A 20118-nucleotide genomic window follows, 5' to 3' on the forward strand; every position below is an offset into this window, starting at 1 on the left:
GCATTCAACATTATTCGACATTATCAATCCAGAATCGCTCCACTACGTTACCATCTGGCTCAACATAATGTTGATCCTGCACTCCCCCATTACGAAGAATGACTTTTTTGGAAGCGATATTATGGGCGTCACACACAACCAGCACTTTGGTAATTCCAAGCTCCCTAGCCTTAACCAGGCTCAGCTCAAGGATCTGTGAACCATAATGGTTCCGACGCTCATCTGGACGAATTCCATAGCCGATATGTCCACCACTGTTCAATAGTTTGTCTGTAAGCTCATGCCTGATATTTACGGCACCAACCATCTTGCCGGTCTCTGTTACAAGCCAGTATGTACTATCCTTGACCCACCCTTCCGGAATGTCAATTCCTTGTTCACTTCGATGAAGAGAGGCTATCATTCCTTCAAAATCACTTGGATCTTTTGCAATAACCCAAGGCACCATTAATTCTCCACTTTGTAGCCAATCCTGATAAAATGCCATGTATGCTTCTTTATAAACAATCGATGGTCTAACGAGTCTGACTTGTTCTTTTGTCATACGAAGTACACTCTCCTTTCCCTAATTCTACAATTACATTAAATAAAAATGAAGAAGGAGCTGCATTAATGCAGCTCCAGCAGCTCCTTTCACAGTTCTTATATTCCTCTATCTATTTTACTTTATGGTTACGGGCTCCGATTCCTCCACACACTTGTATGTGAAATGGTAACTTCCCGATCCCAAATCAATCTTCACGTGAGATTCTATCGTTTGAACACCCTGAAGAAGAGGCACCTTGTGCAAAGGAAGACCGCCCTCCATAACTGTCTGAAGGCTTGCACCCGGCAAAACAACGGTACCAGTTACATTTGCGGGAATGGTTACGTGCACTTCCATCTCATTGTTTTTCCTGCGATACCAGCTTGAACCCACACGTCCATACATCGTATCAAGACTTGCTTCCACCCAATCCAGACCCGGACCAGGCTGCGGCTCAATATGCACAACATGGAAGCCCGGAGATTTCTCATCGGAACGGATGCCTGCAACATAACGGTAAAGCCACTCTCCAATGGCACCGTACGCATAATGGTTGAATGAATTCATGTCTGCACTCCATAGGCTTCCATCTTCTTTTATCCCGTCCCAATGTTCCCAGACGGTCGTGGCCCCTTTCGTTACCTGATACAGCCAGGATGGATAGTCTTCCTGAAAGAGCAGCGTGTAAGCTAGATCATGATGACCCGTTTCGCTAAGTACCGGATTCAGGTATGGCGTGCCCACAAAACCGGTTGTCAGATGATTCCCTGCATCTGCAACCAGTTTTCCCAGTTGATCGATAGCCCGCTGTCTTGCCTTAGCATCCAGTAATTCAAAATGTAGGGCAAGAACATGAGCTGTCTGTGTAGGAACCGCCAATTTCCCCGCAGGCGTAACAAATTCCTCGCGGAATGCAGTTACAATGTGATCATGCAGCTTTGCATAGTATGCTTCATCTTCGCCCTGCCCAAGAACTGCGGCCGCCTTTCTCACGAGTGAGACCGAATAGGCATAGAACGCAGTTGCCACAAAATCCTTGTCCGTGGCACCAATATAGCTGTCCGGCTTGGAATCAAGTCCCAGCCAGTCTCCAAAGTGAAATCCCGTATTCCATAAGTATGGATTGTTACCTTGCTCATGAATATAATGAACCCAACGTTTCATGCTATCATATTGCTCGGCAAGCAGTCTGACATCCCCATACATCTCGTAAATGGTCCAGGGACAGATAACCGCTGCATCGCCCCAAGCAGCCGAGGAATGACTGGTATCTCCCCAGCCCTCTGAAGTTGAACTTCTTAGATCCGGAACGAAAAAAAGGAATACCGCCGTCCTCGCCCTGATCTGCCTGAAGATCCCGCAGCCATTTCGTGAAGAAGGGACCCGTGTTCATTAGATATGAAGCTGTCCGAATAAACATCTGGGCGTCGCCGGTCCAACCAAGACGTTCATCCCGCTGTGGACAGTCTGTCGGTACGTCAAGAAAATTCCCTTTTTGTCCCCAGAGTATATTATGATGAAGCTGGTTTACAAGCGGGCTGGAGCATTGGAAATCACTTGTTCGCTCCATATCGGAGTGCAGCACGACTCCCCTAAAGTCATCTAGATTTATGGATTCCGCGAAACCGATGAGCTTAACATAACGGAATCCCTGAAAAGTGAAATGGGGTTCATATGACTCAACCCCTTCACCTTTTAAGGTATATCGAATAGACTGCGCTGCTCCGCGCAGATTCTCGGTATAAAAATTACCCTCATGATCCAAAATCTCAGCGTGTCTTAACTCAACGGTATGCCCTTGTTCACCCTCTATGTTGAATTTCACCCATCCCACCATATTTTGCCCCATGTCCAGCACACGGTCTCCCTGTGGGGTTGTGATCAAGGCGATAGGTTCGAGCTCCTGCACCCTGGTAACAGGTACATTCTCCTGAGCAACGATAATATCCTTGGTATATTCCAGTACGTCCACAGGTGACCAACGGGTTGAAGTGTTATCTGTCCAATCCGTCTCCAAGCGTGCATCGTAGGTCTCCCCCATGTAAATATCAGACATACATATGGCACTGCTCGCCGTCTTCCAGTCCCCATCAGACAGAATGGTTTCTACCGTTCCATCCGCATAGTGAACATGAAGTTCCAGCAGTAAAGCTGCTTGATCTCCAAATATCCTTTTTTCCTTCTTCCATCCCAGATGACCTTTGTACCAACCGTCTCCAAGGTATGCACCGAGAATATTCCCCCCTGCTTGAAGAAGATCAGTGACATCATACACTTGGTATTGCAACCGCTTACCATAACTGGTCCAGCCGGGCGTAAAATAATCCTGTCCCACTCTTTTGTTATTCAGGTGCAGTTCATACAGTCCAAGAGCTGTTACATAAATTCTTGCACAGGTTACCTCTTGTTTCAGTTCAAAAGTTGTACGTAGGCGGGGACAGGCCGTATCATGCTCATCGGGCCTTGACGTAATCCAATCAGCCTGCCAAGCATTCTTGCTGTCCATCAGTCCCATTTCGAAGAACGCTGCTGCTGACCAGGCAGATTGCTCTTCAGCAGCGTCCCAGACACGAATGCGATAATAATACCGGGTTCGTGCCTGAGGCTCCCAACCAGCCAGTTCCACATGAATGGACTGATCGGAGATGACTTTTCCGGAATCCCACACGGTCTGTTCATGGCCATCCGTTAGAGACAATTGAATTTGATAGGCGGATTGAACGCAGTTTCGCTGGTCCGACTGCAATTGCCAGCTTAATCTGGGTGATTTGACATCCAGTCCAATCGGATTTACTTTATACTCGCAACGAAGATGATTGATGGTCAACATAGGGATAAACATTCCTTTCCATCGTGGTTTCCAATACAGGCTTACGCTATAATTATACTGATCCCGCTCAAGGAAATACCCGGTAAAGAGGACTATTTAACCCGGTAATTCGGCCATAACCATAAGGAGGTGAAGCCATGAACTCATCAGTACACCTGTTAAAAAGTGAACTCTTCTTCAACTCCGAACTGCAACTCTTTGTGAATAGATGTACCGAGGACTTCAACCTCCCTTTCCATGCCCATGATTTCTTGGAATACAGTTATGTTGCGGAAGGCGCGGGTTTCCATCACATTGCTCAGGACATTGTCCCGGTTCAAAAAGGCATGCTGTTTGTCATCCCGGTCGGCGTTCCCCATGTATTTCGTCCATCATCCTCCAATGTCTCAGAGCATCCGCTGATCATATATAACTGTCTGTTCCATACAGATCTGATACATAAACTGTCCCTCACCATTCAGGAAGAGGACATTCGAAGCCACCTGATCGATTTGGCCAACAATGAGGTCTCTTATATATCCATCGGTGATCAGAATCGTCAGATTGAAGAGTTGCTGGTGAAGCTCTACCGTGAAACCTCCGTTGCGGGAATCGGTTCTTCCAGTATGTTATTCACACTCGTTTGCCAGCTTATCGTAACGACTTACAGACAGCTGCATCAGAAAAGGCAAGGTGAACATGGGCCCTCTTCCGATTTTGAATACATCCTTCAATATCTGGATCAGCATCTTGGCATGCGCATTCGCATGAGTGATCTATCTCACCAATCAGGTTGGAGCGAAAAGCAAATTGGCCGCATGTTCTTGAGCTATACGGGACAGACGTTCAGCTCGTACCTTCAGCACCTGCGCATACAAAAAAGCCGTGAACTCCTGAAGAGTTCACAGCATAAAGTTAGCCTCATCGCCGAGCTTGTCGGCTACCGGGATGTAGATACATTCTACACCGTTTTCAAACGAATTACAGGGGAAACTCCACTGACATACCGCAAAAGGTCCAGAACCTGAAGTCCTGGACTTTCCTTTTGGTACTTTGACTAGCCACTTGCAGTCTCAAACAAGTCATCTATGTATGCCTTGGCACCTTTCCAACTGGACATCAAGGGAAACGGATACTGTTCCCGCTCACTCCCATTCCACGGATGAGGGATACAAATGACTTTCTTTCCCGCTTTCCAAGCCGGAATCAAATTATGTGCTCCGTCATCAATTAACAAGTCAAAGTTAATCAAATTTTTCCGTTTGCATGTGATAAACTGCTCCGCCGTGATAAAGGGCATATGGCGCTGAAGCCAGTTCCACTTTTCCACCACGGTCTTCGGGTCTGCTGCCGTCACAATAATAACATCATAAGCTTCATTCAGCTTCTGCATTTCATCCACAACGTACTCGTCGTACAGCTCCAATTCCTCAAATAGTCCCGGCCGACCATAAAAAACATCATGAGTGCTCTCCGGATGACGCAAGTGAGACGTATCCCAATGAGTCATATCTTCATAACGCAGTGGATGGGTCGGGAAGTTGATGTTGTTGTGGTAAATGGCTCGCCGGACCAGATGACAGATCGTATCATCCATGTCTACAGCAATGATTGGTTTTTTCATGTTATCCCTCCCCAGTACGAACACAGTATATCACCCCGGGTGTCATCAAGCTATTCTTTTTACCATCTCCTCTATGGATAAAAAAAGGCGCCCCCTGCGCTGCTTATCTGCTGCGCCTGGAGCTGCCATTATGAATTAAGCCAAATCTTCACCGTTGGAAGCAATGACTTTTTGATACCAGCCAAAGCTTTTTTTCTTATAACGGTTCAATGTACCTTGTCCGTTGTCGTCCTGATCGACGTAGATTACGCCATAACGCTTGGACATCTCGGAGGTGGATGCACTGATGATGTCGATCGCTCCCCAGTTTGTGTAACCCATGAGGTCCACACCATCCATGACGGCTTCCTTCATTTGCGTAATATGTTTTCTCAGGTAGTCAATCCGGTAATCATCGTTAATGGAACCGTCAGCCTCAACCGTATCCTTGGCACCAAGTCCGTTCTCCACGACAAATAACGGTAATTGATAACGGTCATACAGCTCTTTTAGCGCCACGCGAAGTCCAATCGGATCAAGCTGCCAGCCCCATTCTGTACGCTCCAGATTCGGGTTTTTAATGGTGCTGTACAGATTGCCTCCAGTGACTCCATATTCCTCAGGATTTACAGCAGACACCAAGGACGTGTAATAACTGAACGAGATGAAATCTACTGTGTGCTTCTTCAATATCTCTTCATCCCCTGGTTCCATCACAATGGAAATTCCGTGGTCTGCCCAGTAACGAGCCATGAAGGTTGGATAGCTTCCGCGAACCTGAACATCGGTATGCAGCAGATTTAGCTGATTATCAATCTGAGCCTGTAATACATCTTCTGGTTTCGAAGTGGCCGGATAGTGAATCATACGAGCAAGCATGCAGCCAATCTGGAAGTTCGGATTGATCTGACGTGCTTTTTCCGTAACGAGACTGCTCGCAACGAATTGGTGATGAAGCGCTTGATACGAAGCCTGCATCACGTTATCCACACGGTCTTCGATAATGCCTCCACCTGTGAACGGCTCAATAATGGTTGTGTTGATTTCATTAAATGTCAGCCAATATTTAACCTTGTCTTTATAACGGGTCATTACCGTTTCAGCATATCTCACAAAATGACCAATGACTTCCCGGCCAGCCCAGCCGTTATACTTCAGTACCAGTGCCATTGGCATTTCATAATGAGAAAGTGTTACGAGTGGTTCAATGTTGTGCTTGCGCAGTTCATCGAATACTTCGTCATAGAAGCGCAGTCCTTCTTCATTAGGTTCTGCATCATAACCGTTCGGAAAAATACGCGGCCAGTTAATCGATAGACGAAATGTCTTAAAACCAAGCTCAGCGAATAGCGCGATATCCTCTTTGAAGCGGTGATAAAAATCAATGCCGTAGCGTTTCGGATATCCCTCCGCACTATGGTGGGACATCGCTTTCTCAACGGTTGCAGTCGTCACATGCATGAGTTCTCTTAGATTGGTATAGTCTTTTTTCTCAAAATAAGGAACCATGTCCGCCGTGGACCAGCCTTTGCCACCTGCATCGAATCCACCTTCAGCCTGATTGGCGGCAATGGCGCCGCCCCACAGAAAACCTTCCGGAAATCCTTGTCGATTAATCATGCGTATCTCTCCTCTTCTCGTTGATTAAGATTAAATTTGGGCTTTCAATACCTCTTGCCCCATCGTGATTTCACCCAAGTTTACTGGTTGGATATCTTTGTAGTCCGCCGTGTTCGTAACAACCATGGCTGTTGTAATGTCATATTCTTTCGCAATTTGATCGAGTTCAAAGGAAAGCAGCTTGTCTCCGGCCTGTACGCGAGTTCCGGCTGCAACATGGGATTCAAAATATTGTCCGCGCAGCTTGACTGTATTGATTCCCACGTGGATCAGGAGTTCCATGCCGTTATCACTGCGTACAACGATCGCATGTTTCGTTTTGAACACATTCATAACCGTTCCTGTTACTGGAGATACGAGCTCGCCCACGCTTGGAACAAACGCAACACCTTTACCCATTAATTCATCGCCAAACGTTGGATCATTGACTTCTTTCAGCGGGATTGCTTTTCCTGTCATCGGAGCCACAGCAACCGCATCACTTGTTGGCGTTGGTGCACCCATGTCGTCCACGTTCACCGCTGCAGCCTCATTAGAAGGCGCTGCTGCTGGCGTAGAAGAAGCACCAGGGGAGAATTGAGCGAGCGCTTCTGCGTCTCCTTCTTCTTCCTTAATTCCGAATACCGTGGACATAATCGCACCTACCACGAAGGCAAGAATCATACCAATCAGGGAATACCAGAACGTTTGTCCAATCAGGGAAGGCAGTCCAGGAAGTCCGCCGTTACCCGCAAGTACATAAGCTTTGGCACCAAAGGCCAGTGCGAATCCGCCACCTACAGCACTACCGATCATCGCTGCAGCAAATGGCTTTTTGTATTTCATGTTTACCCCGTACATTGCCGGTTCAGTTACACCCATGAGGGCTGTAAAGCTGGTCGATAATGCAACGGTTTTGAGCTTTTTGTCTTTTGCCCGGAAAAATACACCGAGAGTTGCACCGGCTTGACCCATATTGGAGATATACGTCAGCGGCAAGAATTTATCAAAGCCCAGTGTAGCAATGTTGCTCAGGATAATCGGAACAAGTGCATAGTGCATACCAGTCATAATAATCAGCGCCATTGCACCGCCAAGTACGATACCAGCAATCAATCCGCCTTCATTCAGCAGCCAGTTAATACCACCGGACAATCCATTACCTACAAATGTACCCAATGGACCGATCGCGATCAGCGTAACCGGAACCATAACAAGCAAAGTAATCAACGGAACAAGCAGCAGCTTCAAAGCAGCCGGAATTACGCGGTCAACCCACTTCTCGACATAGGACATGAGCCATACAGCCAGCAAGATCGGTATAACCGATGATGCGTAGCTTACTGCCGTTACCGGAATGCCGATAAAAGCAACGGATTCGCCGCTGGAGAGCAGTGTGCTCATATCCGGATACATCAACGCCGTACCTAATGCAATCGCAACAAACGGATTACTGCCGAACTTGCGGGCAGCACTCACTGCAATCAGCAGTGGCAGGTAATGGAAGACGCCATCACCGATGGCTGAGAGAATACGATAGGTATCCGTTCCTGCTGACATCCAGCCGAGAGATACAAACAGGGCAAGCAAACCTTTGAGCATACCTGCAGCGGTGATCGCTGGCAGCATAGGTGCAAATACGCCTGCAATCGTTTCGAATATTTTAAGAATTACATTTTTTTTGTTGTCCGACTTGGTCTCTTTCTTTTCGGGGCTCTGCTGTAGTGCTGGATGTTCTTTGACTATCGCATCAAACACTTTTGGTACATCATTACCTATAATGACCTGGAATTGGTCGCCGGAGATGTTGGTCCCCATGACCTTGTCCAGCTTCTTGAGTGTACCGTTATCCACTTTGTCATTGTCTTTCAATTCAAAGCGAAGACGGGTAATACAGTGGTACACCGAGTTGATATTATTTGTGCCCCCAACGGCTTTGATAATCTCCTGTGCCGTTTCCTGATGGTTCATGATGTTTTCCTCCTCATATTTTCCAATAAAAAATACCCGAACGAATACGACACGTCATGTGCGCGTCATTTCATTCGGGTATTGCCTGATTGAACAGTAACAAGCCCATGGGATATTCAGTTAAAATCTAATTCTCTCGCTTGGTTTTCATTAACCGCTCCAGATGGAGCGTGAGATATAACTGCTCCGAGTGTGTCATGTCGTATTGATAATTCTTATGGATAAACGTTTCGATCTTGCCGATACACTTGAAGGTTTCCGGATAGTTTTTCCGAACCACCTCGTATAAATACTCCTCTGCATCATCATGAGTTGAATGCGTGATGACTCTCTGGCAGAAGTATTTCAAATGTGTGATGAAACGAAAATAGTTAACGCTATCTTCATCCAATTCGACATTGAAGTGGTATTTGATAATGTTCATGATTTCCTGAAGCAGCTGCATAAGATGAGTCACATCATTCATGGAATCATTGACTTCCGCATTAATGAAATGCAGTGCAATATTGCAAACCTCATCTTTGGGAAAATCAATATCCAGTCTTTCCTTCAGTAGCGTGAGCGCTTCTCGGGCGACATCGTACTCCGCCTTGTAAAAGTGCTGTACTTCCCAGGAAAGCGGATTCCTTGTAATCATGCCCTTTTCCATACGCTGGACAGCAAAATGAATGTGATCCGACAACGAGACATAGATCCCGTCACTGATGGTTTTATTCAGTTGCGTACGTGCCAGCGTTACGATATCATCCGTTGCCTGCAGAATTTCAATCGGCACTTCAGTGACGATGGACTTGAATTTCTCATAGATCGATGAATCCTGAAGACGGAACACTTTCTCTATCCGTTCCTCATCAATCTCATCACCGACTTTGAACTTAAACCCGATACCCCGGCCGAGGATCAGCAGTTCCTGATTTTTGTCATCCACGGTACTGACAATATTGTTATTAAATATCTGTTTAATAATCATTTTGGACCACCCGTTTTTTTTGAGGATTAAAAAAGGGCAAAACCAAAATAGAAATAATAAAATCATTTCCATAGTGGTTTTGCCCGCATTACCGGTAACAAGCCTCGGGTATAATTTATCACAACCTGAAAACGGTGTCAACCAAAAATGCTACCACTGTCTTATTTACAACGAATTATTATATGGAAAAATCCCTTTTATTAGGGCTTTAATCTTAGCAATTTACTTTCTATCAGGTATTTCACCTGTTTACCCCTATAGAGTATTGCCATCGAATGGTGGTGCGAAACCTATTTCAATTATCAACTTGTACCTGCCTCACAAATTGGGTTCTGTCGGTCACTTTAGTTATTAATGACTTGTTATCTAAACGTTTAAATCGTACGAGCTTGTAGCTGTTTATCCACTGATCATTATCTGCATTTCTTACGGTAATTTGTACTATATATTGTTTATATGTATCCGATATGTTCATGTCTATTGTTTTGTAATCACCCTCATCAATGCCATAATAGACGTAAATCCACCCCTCATGCTCAGCAGCTAACACTTCAAATTTTCTGGCTTTTTCTTCAATTACCTCCATGACCTCAAGTGGTGCCTGAGCAAGTTCAATCGCCTCAAAAGCAACCTCAGAAATCTGGGACTGGTCTCTAATCCAGTAGAGATAGCCAGCCAATATAACCAACATCAGACCAATAACGAGCACGAATCGATTTCGTATCCGGGAATGTCTTTTTGTGTTCAACTGATCATCTCTTTCTTAGAAGTATTGAATGTTAATATCCTAATTTCCGAAGTAAATAAGCTCTATTTATATTAACACAGGTTAGATGGTTTTGGTTTGCTTAAGCAAAGACACTTCCATAAAAAAAGACCCTTCCTAGGAAGGGCCTTTTACTATTATTGTTGGAAGGTCACATGAATCTGAACAATCTCAGAGCGACTGCTCGTGCGGATTGGCGGTCCCCAGAAGCCATAACCCGAGGTCACAATGGAATGCATCGAACCTTTTTGCAAGTAACCCCAATCGTTCTCGTAGATCGCCTGCGTGATGAATTGAGCTGGTGCAATCTGGCCACGGTGGGTGTGACCGGACACAACCAGATCCACATGATTCTGCTCCGCAATATCCAGATCATACGGCTGATGATCCATCATCAGCACCGGCTTGCTGAGGTCGGTATCCTGCATCAACGTTGCCACTTCGGCACGATCTTCTTCCGTTCTGTCTTTACGTCCAATCAAGGTGATTTTGTCATCCAATATGACCTTATCATCGTAGAGAACCTGCATATTGCTCTTCTCCAGCGCAGCAATCAGATCTTCAATCGGACCGTCAAACTTGTCATGATTGCCCAATGAAGCGTATACTCCGTAAGGTGCCTCAATACCACTGATAATATCTGCGATGCCGCTATTCAGGTACATATCCAGATTGTCATCGATAAGATCACCGGGATAGAGGACCAGATCAGGCTTCAAAGCGTTAATTTCCTCCACCATGCGCTTGGCATGTGCCGGTCCTGATAGAAGTCCAAAATGCATGTCTGCAGCCATAACAATGTTAAGACTGTCGATCCCTTCCACCTTTTTATCAATCTGAATACTGTACTCTCTCACGACCGGACTGTACGCATTGTATATCCCGTATGCCATCGTAGAGAGAAGTAACACCAAAGTAATTACACCCGCCCACTTCTGCGTGTGATGTCTGGGGATCCGTGTTAATCGGAGCAGCCACAATGTTAAATGGATCACTGGCAAGATCAGCAGCAGCAATGAGAAAATCGCAAGCCAGTAAGAACCTATTACACTTAAGAAGGATATACTTCCAAACAGCCGGGCCAGAATGAATGAAACTGCAAGAAATACAAGGGCCACAATATAGAACCATCGAAATCTGGCCGACACGACGGGCTTCATCCAGCTCCAGCCGCTCCAGCCTATGTAGAACACCAATAAACCGTATACCACCAAAAACAAAATGCCTGCCAATACGAACATGCTCCGGCTAACCTCCACGTCAGTAAGTTGATTGCTGAATTTACACCTAACAAACGATAACTAGTAGTCTGTCTGAACCAGTATAACGCAGTTTGCAGGGTCCAGGCATCACCTTCACCAGCATAGATACGTACATTTTATTACAATTTGGGGATACTTAAATTCCAGCCATTCGCAATCAATAATATGGAGTAGTATGGTACCTAGTTAAAATAAAAAAACATGCCTGCATTCGCCTAGAATATAACACTTCTAAACGATGCAAGCATGCTTGCTTGTTCTATTCAGTACACTTGAATCAACAGATCTTACTCGTTTGTATCCATCCATTGGAAGTGGAATGAACCTTCTTTGTCCACACGTTTGAAGGTGTGGGCTCCGAAGTAGTCACGCTGCGCTTGCAGCAAGTTTGCAGGCAAACGCTCTGTACGGTAGCTGTCGTAGTAGGAAAGTGCGCTGGAGAAGCCAGGTACCGGAATACCTTGTTTTACAGCAGCTGCTACAACTTCACGCCAAGCATCCTGGTAGGATTCAACGATATTTTGGAAATATGGATCCAGAAGCAGGTTTTTGAGTTCTGCATCTTTGTCATATGCTTCTTTGATGTTTTGCAGGAACTGTGAACGGATAATGCAGCCGCCGCGGAAGATCATGGCGATGTTACCGTATTTCAGATCCCAGCCATACTCGTCGGAAGCCGCACGCATTTGGGCAAAGCCTTGTGCATAGGATACGATTTTACTTGCGAACAAAGCTTTGCGTACACTCTCGATGAACGCTTTTTTATCGCCAGAGAATGCTTCAGTCTTCGGACCATTCAGGATTTTGCTCGCAGCTACACGCTCGTCCTTCATGGCGGACAGGAAACGGGAGAATACGGATTCCGTAATCATGGACAATGGTACGCCGAGATCCAGCGCGCTTTGGCTTGTCCATTTACCTGTTCCTTTTTGTCCGGCCGCATCCAGAATAACGTCAACCATTGGTTTGCCGGTTTCCGGATCGTATTTGGAGAAGATATCCGCCGTAATCTCGATCAGATAGCTGTCCAATTCGCCTTGATTCCACTCTGTGAAGATTTCGTGCAATTCCTCAACGGAAACATTCAGGACGGACTTGAGCAGGTGGTATGCTTCACCAATCAACTGCATATCTCCGTATTCAATACCGTTGTGCACCATTTTGACGTAGTGTCCGGCACCGTCTGGTCCGATGTACGTGCTGCAGGCATCATCGCCAACTTTGGCAGAGATCGCTGTCAGAATCGGTTCAACCAGTTCGTATGCACTTTCTTGACCACCTGGCATGATTGCTGGGCCTTTCAGTGCGCCTTCTTCGCCGCCGGATACACCAGCGCCAATGAAACGGAATCCTTTCTCTTCCAGCTCTTTGCTGCGACGCTGCGTGTCAGGGAAGTAGGCGTTACCTCCATCAATAATGATATCGCCCTCATCCAGATGAGGCAGCAATTGTTCAATCGTGGCGTCAGTCGCTTTACCGGCTTGAACCATGATCAGAATTTTGCGCGGGGATTCCAGGGATGCCACGAACTCTTCAATGGAGAACGCGCCAGTCAGGTTTTTTCCCTCAGCTTCTTTCAGAAGATCATTCGTTTTCTCCGGGGAACGGTTGAACACCGATACGGAAAATCCCTTACTTTCGATATTCAGGGCCAAGTTTTTGCCCATTACTGCAAGTCCAATAACACCAATTTGTTGTTTACTCATTATGTCCTCCCCATGCTCTTTGTTTTATAGGAAACGTTAAGTCTGATTGAATTCGCTTATCAGAAGTTACCCTTATTGAACTGTTTTTTTCCAGTCCGCTGCGAATTTATCCATACCTTGATCCGTCAGTGGGTGTTTGGAAATTTGTTCAATTACAGAGAATGGAACCGTAGCAATATGTGCTCCAGCCATCGCTACACGTGTAACGTGGTCTGGATGTCTTACGGAAGCTGCGATAATTTGAGCATCCAGGTTATGTGTACGGAACAATTCAGCTACTTTGGCAACCAATTGAACGCCATCTTCCGAGATATCATCAAGACGTCCGAGGAATGGGGATACATAAGTAGCGCCTGCGCGTGCTGCAAGGAGTGCCTGATTCACAGTGAAGATCAACGTTACGTTCGTTTTAACACCTTTTTTGGTCAGGTAACGGCAAGCTTCAAGTCCTGCAAGTGTCATTGGCAGCTTGATTGTAATGTTTTTGTCGTTATTGTTGATTTTGATCAGTTCGTTCGCTTGAGCGATCATTTCTTCAGCTGTAAGGGCATCCGGTGTTACTTCTGCAGATACGGATTCAACTTCAGGTACTTCACGCAAGATTTCCTCAATGCGATCTTCGAATTTAATGCCTTCTTTGGCTACCAGTGATGGGTTAGTTGTTACACCGGACAGGACGCCGATTTTGTATGCTTTTTTGATGTCTTCCAAGTTTGCTGTATCGATGAAAAATTTCATGTTAAAACCCTCCAGTTAATTTGTTTTTTTTGAATTACAAGTTTGAATTTACAGCGAGTGGTGCAGCTAGTGAATCTTCAGCGAATTGTTCTGAAGGCTCATCGAACCACCAGTGATGACCTTCGGCAGCAAGCATCTCGTCTGATTCCACAGGACCATAGCTGCCTGCAGGGTAGAGATGAAGCGGCAGCAGATTTTCCTCAAATGCCTCCAAGATTGGTTGAACCCAAGCCCAGGACAATTCAACTTCATCCCAATGAGCGAAGAACGTTGGATCCCCTTGAAGGGCGTCACGGATCAGGTTCTCATATGCTTCGGCCAGATCTTCCCGATCAGGTGCCAAATCAATGTGAACCGGCTTGAATTCCCCTTTGTTCTGAGGGTCGCTCGCATTGAGTTGAAGTGTCATGCTTTGGTCAGGACTCATTTCAATGACAAGCAGGTTTGGCTTAGAGCCATTGCTCTTCGCTGCATTTGATTGACCAGACGGTTCCTTGAATTCAATGACGATACGTGTTGATTTCTCCTTCATTCGTTTACCTGTGCGGATATAGAATGGAACTCCGCGCCAGAAGAAATCATCAATCTGCAATTTCGCAGCAATAAAGGTATCGTTCATTGTATTTTCAACAACGCCCGGCTCGGCAGCATACGCGCTTACCGCTTTGCCTTGGATGAATCCTTCAGCATATTGTCCACGAATCACGCTTGCACCCACATTTTGTTTCTGCAGCGGCTCGATCGATTCCATAATATGCTTTTTCTTCTGCCCAACCTTTTCGGTCGTGCTGTTGTATGGAAGCTGGATAGCCATCATCATGAGCAATTGCAGCATGTGATTCTGGAACATATCCCGCACGGCTCCAACATGATCATAGTAAGAAGCACGCTCCTCCACGCCTACAGTCTCGTTGGCCGTGATTTGCACGTTGGAGATGTAACGGTTGTTCCACAATGCTTTCATGATCGGATTGCTCTGATGCAAGGTTTCCAAACGCTGTACCATCGGTTTGCCGAGATAATGGTCAATCCGATAGATCTCTTCTTCCGTGAACGCCTCACTCAGTTTGCGATTAAGATCACGGGCCGATTGCAGATCATGACCGAACGGTTTCTCAATTACGAGGCGCTTCCAGCCTTCAGTGGATCCAAGTCCGCTGCTTTGGATATTTTCGGCGATCGGCTCGAAGAATTCTGGGCCGACAGACAGATAGAACAGGCGATTGGACGGAATGCCCAGCTCTGCTTCTCTCTGTTCAACCAATTTTAACAGCTGTATATAATCTTCCTTATGGCTAATATTCAATACATTGTATCGAAAAGCCTGCACGAACGACTTCACACGTTCTGGATCCGGCTCGCGTCTAGAGAATTCATTCAGTGACTTTTCAACTTGTGCCTGAAAAAATTCATCAGACCATTCTCTGCGGCCCAGGCCAATCAGTGAGAAGGTTTCAGGAAGTTTCTGCTCAATATATAAATTGTATAAGGCAGGATATATTTTTCTTTTGGCTAAATCGCCAGTAGCACCAAATAGAATAATGCTCGTAGGTTCCATTTCACCGTTCTCCTTCCAAGTAACTCTGGTTTCTTTTCGGTAGTTACACTATAATACGTTTTATAGCCATACAAGTAATTAATATATTTCACAGGAGCTATAGACAATATCTATGACAACAAATTATGAGTTATATAAAGTCTTTTACTGGGCTGCCAAAACCGGAAGTTTGACTCAAGCTGCCAAGGCACTCTATATCACTCAACCCAGTGTCAGCCATGCCATCAAGCAGCTGGAGGAGAGTTTCGGCCTTACGTTGTTTTATCGGAATTCCAAAGGGGTGGCATTGACGCAGGAAGGCGTTAGCCTATATTCCTATATTGAGCAATCCCAGATTCTGATTTCTCTTGCGGAAGAGAAAATGGCTGCATTAAAAAGTTTGGACAGTGGAGAGCTTCGAATCGGCGGCAGTGACTCCTTGTTCAAGCATTACATGCTTGCCTACCTGGAAGAATTCCATACCCTCTATCCCAACATTAAGCTGCATCTAAGTCATGGGACAACGCCTGAAGTCATTACGTTTCTGAAAGAGGGCAAAATTGATCTCGGTGTTGTACGGATGCCGATTGTTGATCCGCAGCTGGAGGTACGCGAAAGCATTCAACTCAAGGATTGCTTCGTCGCGGGCGAACGTTATGCCCAGTTGAAGGATAAAGTCATGACACTGGATATGCTGCTTGAACACCAGCTTATTCTCTTCTCGCGGAACAGCCGGGTTCGGATGGCCATTACGGAATTGTTTAATAGCTACGGTTACACACTGAAGCCTGAAATTGAGGTCGGAAGCGTGGATCTGCTCATTGAGTTCGCACGGCGGGGCTTGGGTATCTCCTATGTCACCCGTGAATTCATCTCCAAGGAGCTGGAAGAAGGTTCGCTGTTTGAAATTCAGCTCGATGTCCCTCTTCCCCCTTCACATGTGGGGATTATGACCAAACGGAACATGCCTATTTCCCTGGCGGCGAACCGATTTATGGACCTTATTTTTAAAAGTTAAATAACTCCTTAAAACAAACAAGTGCTTCTATTCCTGAATAGGAATAAGAAGCACTTGTTTGTTGACGACTATTTAGTGACTAATGATAAATTTCCATTTTCACTCTTATAAAACTGCCGACTGCTGTATGCTCATTGCGCTCCGTACATTTGCTCCAGTTCTGCTAGACGGCTCCTGATTCGCTGTGGAATCATCTCATACAGCCTGTCCCACGTTACAAACTTCTCCGGCCCTAGTAAGTACCCCTCAAACTGCATTGTCGGCACAAAGGCTTTGGTCTGGAGATATTTCCTTACCCGTTCATCAATGACTTCATTGGTCTCAAAATAATTCTTGAACAAGTCGTTTACCAAAAGGCCATCACATCCAGCTTGGATACCTGCAGCGGAATACAAATCGGGAAGCAGCTCAAACACGACAGGAAGCGGGGAGAACGCGTGTTTACCTGGCTGTGAATAGAGGCATACGTGACGATCAACCATATTCACCCGATCCTTCAGCATCCCGCGCAGTACTTTACCATGAAAACTGGCTTCACAATCCACTACCTCTCCATCATGCCCCACATAGATCCATACATGTTCCATTTCATACAGGTGCCCTATCTCATAATCCCACCATATCGCATACTCAATCACAAATTGCACGGCCTCAATCGGGAAAAGGATCTCCCGCCTAAACGAAGGTGAAGGACCAGGTTTCTCGAGCAGTGAAATACCAACTAGATCTGGATAAAACGGTTCGTTCTGATCAAACATCAGAATGGGCGCATAACTCATCGCTTTTTCCAGCAATACCGTATCCATTGTCGTCATCAATGTTCCCCTCCGTTAACCCTATGTATGATTACATGCTAAATCTATATTAACCAGGAAACTTGTATGTGTATATTTATGCAAAACAAAAGCCAGTAACCAGACGTGTATTCTGGTCACAGGCTTCGCCATGATCTGAAATGAAACTAAAGTCATCCTTTGGTTTTAGATGCTGGGTTCACTTGATCCGAAACGGACTCCACACAACCAATTGGCGGTCCCAGGATCGCATCATTTTGTATGGATGCAACCGCTTGGGCATAAGCTTCTTCGTCAATGCAGTAGGCTCTATGCGCCACCTCAGGAGGTGTTGCAGCCAGGAAGTCTGCCCCCAGCACAATATCAGGCGTGGGCTGATCAAAGATGGTCAGCAAGTGAACATCGTCCGTATCTGCCACAAACCAGTGAAACCATCCTTTGGGGAAGATGGAGACTTGGCCGGGTTTCAAATGATAGTTAATCCGCCTGCGGGCAAAGGGATCAAACACGGAAGTAGTAATCTCTCCACTAATCAGAACAATCATTTCAGTCGTGTTGGTATGCCAGTGAGGCTGAACAATAATCCCCTTGCTCATGTGTACATTGAAAAAGCCATTTTGAATGGTGGGCAGTTGTTCCCCGAATAACTGCGTAACATAATTTCGCGGATCTCGCTGATAGTTCAGTACAACAGTGGAATCACCTGCGAGCTGAATATTCGGGATTTGCAAAATCGGATTGATCATACTAATTTTTTCCTCCTTATGGGCGAACATCTCATTGTTGTAATGTATTCCCGGAGCACTGAGATCATGCTGTTAAAAGGGGAGCGGTGCATATCTTTCTTCCTTGGTCTATCTGTATTTTCTTGTGAGTCATGGCGTATATGCGGGTAAGAACATATAAGGACGGAAAGGTGGGGTTATCATTTGAAGTGGAATACAATCACATATCTTGCACTCGGGATCATCGTCACTTTAGCTCTGGCGGCCTATAGTTCAGCTCCTGAGGAGCATTCGGAGATTCAAACCCTAGAGAACATGCAGAAACGACAGGAAATCCAGATGGAAAGCTATCCAGCGGCGGAAAGTGAAGTATTATCACAAGGAGCCAGAACTAACAAGAAGTCCAGTGAATCCCTGGAGAGTCAGCCACTTTCCGTCACCGAAGCATCAACAAGTATTATTAAAGCCCTTCAAGAAAAAGACATGGAGACTGTAGCTTCATGGGCTTCAGCGGATGGAGTCCGCTTCTCCCCTTTTGCCAACATTGACCCAGTCCATGATCTGGTGTTCACACCAGACGAGATTAGCAACCTACTGAGAGATCCTACCAGATATGTATGGCGAACTGTACCTGATATGGATGATGACAAAATCAAAATGAACTATGCGGATTATCATCTTCAATATGTGTATAACAAGGACTTTATTCATGATGGCGAAAACGCCGTGAATGTTATTCTTGGCCAAGATGCTCATCCTGGCAATTTACACGAGATATATCCCGAGGCCAATCATGATTTCGTTGAATTTCATGTTAAAGGCTCAGATGCACAGGGAAGAGATTGGCATACACTGCGTCTGGTATTTGAAAAGATCGGTCAGGACTACATCCTTGTCGGAATTGTCCATGATCAAGGGATACTCTGATAAGACTCTTCTTTTCTAGCACTCTTGTAGCCCAGACTGCAATATAAATAACGCCCCCGACCTGAATGGAAATGAGGTCTGAGGCGTTTTTGAATGCCTATAATATTCTATTTTAGGTTTTCTCACGCAAACTTTATCCTAGAGAATTGAATTACACTTCAGTCGAGCCAGATCAAGATGCCCGCAGCGTTGTTCCACAATACTCGCAATCTGTTGATTGTTTAGGATAGACTTTCGCTTTCGCCCCGCATCCTGGACAATTCACCGATACTGGTCTCTGTGGTTCTTCATCTTTTTCTTTTTTATCTGCTTCTCCATCATTTCCTATATTGGACAAATCCATGTTGCTAAAATTATAGGTTGTGTGGCTTGTGTAGCTGTTATTACTCGTGTAGCTAACCGTGTTGCTATTGTAACTTGAATAAACATTCCTTTGGGCATCTTCACTGTCTAGATTACTTCGATAGTCACCACCGTAAAATTTACGCTGGGGCTTTGATTTTTTCTTTCTAACCAGTTTAATACCCACAAAAAATATGATGAATGTGAAGATTATTGGACCAAAAATCATTTCTGAAGGGACATTCGCTGAAGATGTAATGAAAGGCATCATTATGGCAAATAGGATAAAGCACACACCAAAAAATTTTCTCAAAAGGAAATCCTCCTAAACAGCCAGGACAATTAAGTTATACTCCTAGCCATTATCGTAACTTGAACTAAATCATATCGTTATCTAATATGTAGGTCAGGATATTCGAACTGTCGTTCCACAATATTCACATTCTGTCGACATATTTGGATATACTTTAGCTTTGGCTCCACATCCGGGGCAATTAACCGAAACAGCCTCTTGGGGTTTCTCAAACTCATCTTCATGTTGTTCATACTCTTCATCATATTCTTCCTCGTAATATTCTTCATGATTGGAGTGGTGGTGGTAAGGATCAGCCCCATAAGTATGAGGGTGAAATTTCGGTTTACTACACATTTTAATCCCCGTTACAAGCACGATAACACCAGGTACAAAGAATATAATGGTACTAATGACGGCAACATCCGTGCCTTCTGATACTAAAAACAGCGAGAAAAGAATAGTTAGCGATGAAATCAAAATTAAGATGATCCCGAAAAATTTTTTCACAGCTTTTCCTCCTGAAAACTCAT

19 protein-coding genes and 1 pseudogene are annotated in these 20118 nt (G+C 45.3%); 3 read left to right on the forward strand and 17 right to left on the reverse strand.

What is annotated here, in order from left to right:
* Nucleotides 1-10 precede the first annotated feature (10 nt).
* The 4 genes and pseudogenes from MHB82_RS18945 to MHB82_RS18960 all read right to left on the reverse strand — a co-directional run bounded on the left by MHB82_RS18945 (nucleotide 11) and on the right by MHB82_RS18960 (nucleotide 3368).
* Nucleotides 11-544, reverse strand: coding sequence for a GNAT family N-acetyltransferase (locus MHB82_RS18945; RefSeq protein ID WP_095357327.1), 534 nt, complete (start codon nucleotides 542-544; stop codon nucleotides 11-13).
* A gap of 117 nt (nucleotides 545-661) precedes the next feature.
* Nucleotides 662-1093, reverse strand: coding sequence for an alpha-L-rhamnosidase C-terminal domain-containing protein (locus MHB82_RS18950; RefSeq protein ID WP_341176667.1), 432 nt, complete (start codon nucleotides 1091-1093; stop codon nucleotides 662-664).
* A pseudogene (locus MHB82_RS18955) lies at nucleotides 1094-1780 on the reverse strand (alpha-L-rhamnosidase-related protein); the annotation flags it as partial. It lies immediately after the preceding gene.
* Nucleotides 1695-3368, reverse strand: a complete 1674-nt coding sequence (locus MHB82_RS18960; RefSeq protein ID WP_341175597.1) for a family 78 glycoside hydrolase catalytic domain — start codon at nucleotides 3366-3368, stop codon at nucleotides 1695-1697. The pseudogene MHB82_RS18955 and the gene MHB82_RS18960, both read right to left, overlap by 86 nt.
* A 125-nt stretch (nucleotides 3369-3493) precedes the next feature.
* Here MHB82_RS18960 and MHB82_RS18965 point away from each other — a divergent pair, with 125 nt between their 5' ends.
* Nucleotides 3494-4363: an AraC family transcriptional regulator gene (locus tag MHB82_RS18965; protein ID WP_341175598.1), complete on the forward strand. Its 870-nt coding sequence runs from the start codon at nucleotides 3494-3496 to the stop codon at nucleotides 4361-4363.
* 29 nt (nucleotides 4364-4392) lie between these two features.
* Here MHB82_RS18965 and MHB82_RS18970 read toward each other — a convergent pair whose 3' ends face one another.
* The 9 genes from MHB82_RS18970 to zwf form a co-directional block, all read right to left on the reverse strand.
* Nucleotides 4393-4959, reverse strand: a complete 567-nt coding sequence (locus MHB82_RS18970) for a 5' nucleotidase, NT5C type (RefSeq protein WP_095357324.1) — start codon at nucleotides 4957-4959, stop codon at nucleotides 4393-4395.
* 135 nt (nucleotides 4960-5094) lie between these two features.
* Nucleotides 5095-6558 carry a glycoside hydrolase family 1 protein gene (locus MHB82_RS18975; protein WP_110823362.1) on the reverse strand — a complete coding sequence of 488 codons (1464 nt, stop codon included), beginning with the start codon at nucleotides 6556-6558 and terminating at the stop codon, nucleotides 5095-5097.
* A gap of 30 nt (nucleotides 6559-6588) precedes the next feature.
* Entirely contained in the window at nucleotides 6589-8508 is a 1920-nt protein-coding gene (locus tag MHB82_RS18980) for a beta-glucoside-specific PTS transporter subunit IIABC (protein ID WP_341175599.1), read from the reverse strand.
* 127 nt (nucleotides 8509-8635) lie between these two features.
* Complete coding sequence (gene licT, locus MHB82_RS18985) at nucleotides 8636-9478, reverse strand: BglG family transcription antiterminator LicT (protein ID WP_341175600.1); 843 nt, start codon at nucleotides 9476-9478, stop codon at nucleotides 8636-8638.
* 295 nt (nucleotides 9479-9773) lie between these two features.
* On the reverse strand, nucleotides 9774-10169 hold the full coding sequence (locus MHB82_RS18990) for a hypothetical protein (RefSeq protein ID WP_341175601.1): 396 nt from the start codon (nucleotides 10167-10169) through the stop codon (nucleotides 9774-9776).
* 212 nt (nucleotides 10170-10381) lie between these two features.
* Nucleotides 10382-11485: a metallophosphoesterase gene (locus tag MHB82_RS18995; RefSeq protein ID WP_341175602.1), complete on the reverse strand. Its 1104-nt coding sequence runs from the start codon at nucleotides 11483-11485 to the stop codon at nucleotides 10382-10384.
* Nucleotides 11486-11793: 308 nt separating this feature from the next.
* Entirely contained in the window at nucleotides 11794-13212 is a 1419-nt protein-coding gene (gndA, locus tag MHB82_RS19000; RefSeq protein WP_341175603.1) for an NADP-dependent phosphogluconate dehydrogenase, read from the reverse strand.
* Between the two features lie 72 nt (nucleotides 13213-13284).
* Nucleotides 13285-13950 (reverse strand): fructose-6-phosphate aldolase, encoded by a 666-nt coding sequence (gene fsa, locus MHB82_RS19005; protein WP_095357317.1) that lies wholly within the window; start codon nucleotides 13948-13950, stop codon nucleotides 13285-13287.
* 34 nt (nucleotides 13951-13984) lie between these two features.
* Entirely contained in the window at nucleotides 13985-15508 is a 1524-nt protein-coding gene (gene zwf / locus MHB82_RS19010; RefSeq protein ID WP_095357316.1) for a glucose-6-phosphate dehydrogenase, read from the reverse strand.
* Between the two features lie 112 nt (nucleotides 15509-15620).
* Here zwf and MHB82_RS19015 point away from each other — a divergent pair, with 112 nt between their 5' ends.
* Nucleotides 15621-16505 carry a LysR family transcriptional regulator gene (locus MHB82_RS19015; protein WP_095286386.1) on the forward strand — a complete coding sequence of 295 codons (885 nt, stop codon included), beginning with the start codon at nucleotides 15621-15623 and terminating at the stop codon, nucleotides 16503-16505.
* A gap of 131 nt (nucleotides 16506-16636) precedes the next feature.
* On the opposite strand, the gene MHB82_RS19020 is transcribed toward MHB82_RS19015, so the two are convergent.
* Nucleotides 16637-17320, reverse strand: coding sequence for a hypothetical protein (locus tag MHB82_RS19020; RefSeq protein WP_341175604.1), 684 nt, complete (start codon nucleotides 17318-17320; stop codon nucleotides 16637-16639).
* 152 nt (nucleotides 17321-17472) lie between these two features.
* Entirely contained in the window at nucleotides 17473-18045 is a 573-nt protein-coding gene (locus MHB82_RS19025; RefSeq protein WP_095357314.1) for a cupin domain-containing protein, read from the reverse strand.
* A gap of 183 nt (nucleotides 18046-18228) precedes the next feature.
* Between MHB82_RS19025 and MHB82_RS19030 the strand changes: the two genes are divergently transcribed.
* Nucleotides 18229-18951, forward strand: a complete 723-nt coding sequence (locus tag MHB82_RS19030) for a hypothetical protein (protein ID WP_110759284.1) — start codon at nucleotides 18229-18231, stop codon at nucleotides 18949-18951.
* A gap of 172 nt (nucleotides 18952-19123) precedes the next feature.
* Here MHB82_RS19030 and MHB82_RS19035 read toward each other — a convergent pair whose 3' ends face one another.
* Both MHB82_RS19035 and MHB82_RS19040 read right to left on the reverse strand, forming a co-directional pair.
* Nucleotides 19124-19606 (reverse strand): hypothetical protein, encoded by a 483-nt coding sequence (locus MHB82_RS19035; protein WP_341175605.1) that lies wholly within the window; start codon nucleotides 19604-19606, stop codon nucleotides 19124-19126.
* A 93-nt stretch (nucleotides 19607-19699) separates the two neighbouring features.
* The gene (locus tag MHB82_RS19040; RefSeq protein WP_095357312.1) at nucleotides 19700-20095 is read right to left on the reverse strand and encodes a hypothetical protein; all 396 of its coding nucleotides are present in this window, start codon (nucleotides 20093-20095) and stop codon (nucleotides 19700-19702) included.
* Nucleotides 20096-20118: the final 23 nt, after the last annotated feature.

It is taken from the genome of Paenibacillus sp. FSL K6-2862 (assembly GCF_038005125.1).
Taxonomy (GTDB): domain Bacteria; phylum Bacillota; class Bacilli; order Paenibacillales; family Paenibacillaceae; genus Paenibacillus; species Paenibacillus illinoisensis_A.